The sequence below is a fragment of the Ramlibacter sp. genome, assembly GCF_028292805.1.
In the GTDB taxonomy this organism is placed as follows: Bacteria; Pseudomonadota; Gammaproteobacteria; order Burkholderiales; family Burkholderiaceae_C; genus Ramlibacter.
In genome coordinates this window covers 1-3,782 of sequence record NZ_JAQGLS010000094.1, presented here as the reverse complement: position 1 = coordinate 3,782, position 3,782 = coordinate 1, and the positions used below count along the sequence as shown (strand labels likewise).

Below are 3,782 nucleotides of genomic sequence, written 5' to 3'. Positions count from 1 at the left end.
CGGGCCGACTTGCCGCTGCGCTCGCGCAGGTAGTACAGCTTGGCGCGGCGCACGTCGCCGCGGCGCTTGACTTCGATGCCGGCGATCAGCGGGCTGTAGGTCTGGAAGGTGCGCTCGACGCCTTCGCCGCTGGAGATCTTGCGCACCGTGAAGCCGCTGTTCAGGCCGCGGTTGCGCTTGGCGATCACGACGCCTTCGTAGGCCTGCACGCGCTTGCGGCTGCCTTCGACGACGGACACGGAAACGATCACGGTGTCGCCGGGGGCGAACGCGGGGATCTTCTTGCCCAGGCGGGCGATTTCCTCTTCTTCGAGGATCTGGATCAGGTTCATGGCTGCCTCTGTCGATCTTGCTTCGCTACGCGAATGGTCCTGGCTTCGCACGCGGCCGCCTGGTGCGGTCGCTGGTTTGATCCCGCTGCGCTGGGCGCGGCGGCGGCTCGGACGGCGAGGTAGAGGATCGAAGAACCAGAGATTATAGACCGGACAGGAAAGCCTCGTCGGCGGGGCTCAGCCGCCCGCCTGCCCGGGCCGCGGCGATCAGGTCCGGCCGCTGCTTTGCCGTGATCGCCAGCCGCTGGCGGCGGCGCCAGGCTTCGATCTGCGCGTGGTGCCCGGACAGCAGCTCGGCCGGCGCCTTCACCCCGTTCCACTGCTCGGGCCGGGTGTAGTGCGGGCAGTCCAGCAGGCCGTCGAGCACCGGGTTGAAGCTGTCTTCCTGGTGGCTGCCGGCGTCGTTCAACACACCGGGCTGCAGCCGCGCCACCGCGTCCAGCAGCGCCATGGCGGCGATCTCGCCACCCGACAGCACGAAATCGCCAAGGCTCAGCTGCACGTCGACGTGGGCGTCGATGAAGCGCTGGTCGATGCCTTCGTAGCGGCCGCACAGCAGGACGGCGCCGGCGCTGGCCGACCAGCCTTCCACGACGGCGTGGGCGATGCGCTCACCGACGGGCGAAAACAGCACGACCGGCGCCGCGTCTGCGCGGTCGGCGCGGATCGCCTGCAGGCAGCGCGCCAGCGGCTCGGCCAGCATCACCATGCCCGGCCCGCCGCCGAACGGACGGTCGTCCACCCGGCGGTAGTTGCCTTCGGCGAAATCGCGCAAATGCCACAGCCGCACGTCCACCAGCCTGCTTTCGTAGGCGCGGCGGGTGACGCCCGCCGCCAGCAAGGGCGCGAACAGTTCGGGAAACAGGGTGACGACGTCGAAGCGCATGGGTGCTTGAGAAACCAAGGCGGCCATTGTGGCTGCATCCAGCGTGACGGATGGGGCCGAACATCGCGCAGCCCGGCCCCTCTTGCGAAGGGATCCGGCCTCGCCGGTGCTCGCGGTGATCAGCCACTTTGAAATCGCGCGGCGATTTCAAAGTGAAAGCTAGTAGTCGGGTTGCCAGTCGACCGTGATGCGGCGGGCGGGGAGATCGACGCCGTCGACGAAAGCGGCCACGAACGGCAGCAGCCGCTCCTGCGGCTCGCCTTCGAGCTGGTACTGGAGCACCAGCACCGTCTGCGGCCCGGTGGACAGCAGCTCCTTCACGCGCCCGAGCGCCACCCCTTCGCGGTTGACGACGTCCAGGCCGATCAGGTCGACCCAGTAGTACTCGTCGTTTCCGGCGGTGGGGAAGCTCGAACGCGGGATGAAGATGCGGGCGCCGCGCAGTGCCTCGGCCGCGGACCGGTCGTCCACGGCGTCGGCCAGCGCCACGATGGTGTCGGAGTGCTCCTTGGCCTCGCGGATGCGCAGCAGCACCGTGCCGGCAAAGACCCGGGGGCCTCGCTCGGACGGCTGCAGGTACCAGCGCTTGGAGGAGAACAGCGCCTGGGGATCGGCGCTGTGGGGCAGAACCTTGAACCAGCCCTTGATGCCCCAGGCATCGGCGATGCGCCCGACCTCGACGGCGTCCGCGGGCATCTCCGCGGCATCGATGCCCGCCGGCAACGTGGCTGCCGGCCGGTCGGGGCCTGCCATCCCTTAAGCCGCGGCGGGGGCTGCGACGGCCGCCGTGGCGCCGGCGGCGGGGGCACCCTTGAGGATGCGCTCCACGGTGGGCGACGCCTGCGCGCCGACGCCACGCCAGTAGGTCAGGCGATCCTGCGCGACGCGCAGCATTTCCTCGCCGCCACGGGCGGTGGGGTTGTAGAAGCCGAGGCGCTCGATGAAGCGGCCGTCACGGCGGATGCGCTTGTCGGTCACGACGATGTTGTAGAACGGACGGTGCTTGGAACCGCCGCGGGAGAGTCGAATGACGACCATGATTTATCCTTGGGTGGAGACGGGACGTTTCCTGCAACTGAAAAGCAAGCGAAACGCCCAGATGTTCTTCCAGCGTTGAGACACGCGACTGGCCACCCGGCCAACGACACGCTGAAAAGCCCGCGATTATAGCCTTTCCATCATGCTCACCCTCAGACCCAGCTGCGACCAGGACATTCCCGCCATCACGGCCATCTACGGCCACCACGTGCTGCACGGCACCGGCACCTTCGAAACCACCCCGCCGACGGAGGCGGACATGGCCGCGCGCCGGGCCGACGTGCTGGCCAGAGGCCTGCCCCACCTGGCGGCCGAACGCGAGGGCCGCGTGCTGGGCTTCGCCTACTGCCAGTGGTTCAAGCCGCGCCCCGCTTACCGCTACTCGGCCGAAGATTCGATCTACCTGCATCCCGACGCCACCGGTCAGGGCGTTGGCGGCAAGCTGCTGGCGGCGCTGATGCACCAAGCCGAGGCCGCCGGCGTGCGCAAGCTGATCGCGGTGATTGGCGATTCGGCCAACGCCGGCTCGATCGGCGCGCACCGCGCGGCCGGTTTCCGCCAGGTGGGCGTGATCAAGTCCTGCGGCTGGAAGTTCGGCCGCTGGCTGGACATCGTGATGATGGACAGGGCCCTGGGCGAAGGCGACAGCACGGCGCCGGAGGCAGGGCAATGAAAAGCAAGACCGTGGCCGCCTGGCTGGCCTTCGTGGGCGGCCCGCTGGGCCTGCATCGCTTCTACCTCAAGGGTCTTGGCGACATGCTCGGCTGGATGCTGCCGATGCCGACCGCGCTGGGCCTGTACGGCATCCAGCGGGTGCAGCAGCTGGGCCAGGACGACAGCCTGAGCTGGTTCCTGATCCCGTTGCTGGGCTTCACCATCGCCGGCTGCTGCCTGACGGCGATCGTCTACGGCCTGTCCACGCCGGAAAAGTGGAACCAGCGCTTCAACCCCGGCGCGCCGCAAGACGCGGCGGCGGGCGCGACCCACTGGGCAACGATCTTTGCCATCGCCGGCGCGCTCCTGATCGGGGCGGGTTCACTGATGGCGAGCATCGCCTACAGCTTCGAGCACTACTTCGTCTGGCAGATCGAAGAGGGCCGCAAGATTTCGCAGTAACCGCCAGCGGCACCAGGACGCGCGCCACAGCGTGCAGCGCACCTCCATGAGAACAAGCCCGGCTTTGCCGGGCTTGTTCTCACTGATCAGCCTCCCACCACTTGAGATCGCGCAGTGATTTCAAAGTGGATGGCTAGAACACCTGCAGCGAAATCCAGTAGGCGATCGCCGCCACGAAGGCGCTGGCCGGGATCGTGAAGATCCAGGCCCAGACGATGTTGCCGGCGACGCCCCAGCGCACCGCGCTCATGCGGTGGGTGGAGCCTACGCCGACGATGGCGCCGGTGATGGTGTGGGTGGTGGAGACCGGGATGCCCAGCATGGTGGCCAGGAACAGCGTCAGCGCGCCGCCGGTCTCCGCGCAGAAGCCGCCGACCGGCTTGAGCTTGGTGATCTTCTGGCCCATGGTC

At 68.4% G+C, this 3,782-nt stretch carries 7 protein-coding genes; 2 read left to right on the top strand and 5 right to left on the bottom strand.

Features of this window, described 5'->3' with window-relative positions:
* From rplS to rpsP, 4 genes are all read right to left on the bottom strand, one after another.
* On the bottom strand, window positions 1-332 hold a 332-nt coding region (rplS, locus tag JWP65_RS05115; RefSeq protein ID WP_299760977.1), incomplete at its 3' end, for a 50S ribosomal protein L19.
* 142 nt (window positions 333-474) lie between these two features.
* On the bottom strand, window positions 475-1,218 hold the full coding sequence (gene trmD, locus JWP65_RS05110) for a tRNA (guanosine(37)-N1)-methyltransferase TrmD (RefSeq protein ID WP_299760978.1): 744 nt from the start codon (window positions 1,216-1,218) through the stop codon (window positions 475-477).
* 159 nt (window positions 1,219-1,377) lie between these two features.
* The gene (rimM, locus tag JWP65_RS05105) at window positions 1,378-1,971 is read right to left on the bottom strand and encodes a ribosome maturation factor RimM (RefSeq protein ID WP_299760976.1); all 594 of its coding nucleotides are present in this window, start codon (window positions 1,969-1,971) and stop codon (window positions 1,378-1,380) included.
* A gap of 3 nt (window positions 1,972-1,974) precedes the next feature.
* Window positions 1,975-2,256 carry a 30S ribosomal protein S16 gene (gene rpsP / locus JWP65_RS05100; RefSeq protein ID WP_299760974.1) on the bottom strand — a complete coding sequence of 94 codons (282 nt, stop codon included), beginning with the start codon at window positions 2,254-2,256 and terminating at the stop codon, window positions 1,975-1,977.
* A 142-nt stretch (window positions 2,257-2,398) separates the two neighbouring features.
* Between rpsP and JWP65_RS05095 the strand changes: the two genes are divergently transcribed.
* A complete protein-coding gene (locus JWP65_RS05095; RefSeq protein WP_299760972.1) occupies window positions 2,399-2,929 on the top strand; it encodes a GNAT family N-acetyltransferase in 531 nt (176 codons plus the stop codon).
* The gene (locus JWP65_RS05090; RefSeq protein ID WP_299760970.1) at window positions 2,926-3,372 is read left to right on the top strand and encodes a hypothetical protein; all 447 of its coding nucleotides are present in this window, start codon (window positions 2,926-2,928) and stop codon (window positions 3,370-3,372) included. The genes JWP65_RS05095 and JWP65_RS05090 overlap by 4 nt, the downstream gene beginning before the upstream one ends.
* 133 nt (window positions 3,373-3,505) lie before the next feature.
* On the opposite strand, the gene JWP65_RS05085 is transcribed toward JWP65_RS05090, so the two are convergent.
* A partial coding sequence (locus JWP65_RS05085; RefSeq protein ID WP_299760968.1) for an inorganic phosphate transporter occupies window positions 3,506-3,782 on the bottom strand: 277 nt, incomplete at its 5' end.

Excerpts from the sequence above, each read along its gene's own strand:
- JWP65_RS05095 (WP_299760972.1), top strand. The coding sequence starts at position 2,399 with ATGCTCACCCTCAGACCCAGCTGCGACCAGGACATTCCCGCCATCACG.
- rimM (WP_299760976.1), bottom strand. The coding sequence starts at position 1,971 with ATGGCAGGCCCCGACCGGCCGGCAGCCACGTTGCCGGCGGGCATCGAT.
- rpsP (WP_299760974.1), bottom strand. The coding sequence starts at position 2,256 with ATGGTCGTCATTCGACTCTCCCGCGGCGGTTCCAAGCACCGTCCGTTC.
- JWP65_RS05090 (WP_299760970.1), top strand. The coding sequence starts at position 2,926 with ATGAAAAGCAAGACCGTGGCCGCCTGGCTGGCCTTCGTGGGCGGCCCG.
- trmD (WP_299760978.1), bottom strand. The coding sequence starts at position 1,218 with ATGCGCTTCGACGTCGTCACCCTGTTTCCCGAACTGTTCGCGCCCTTG.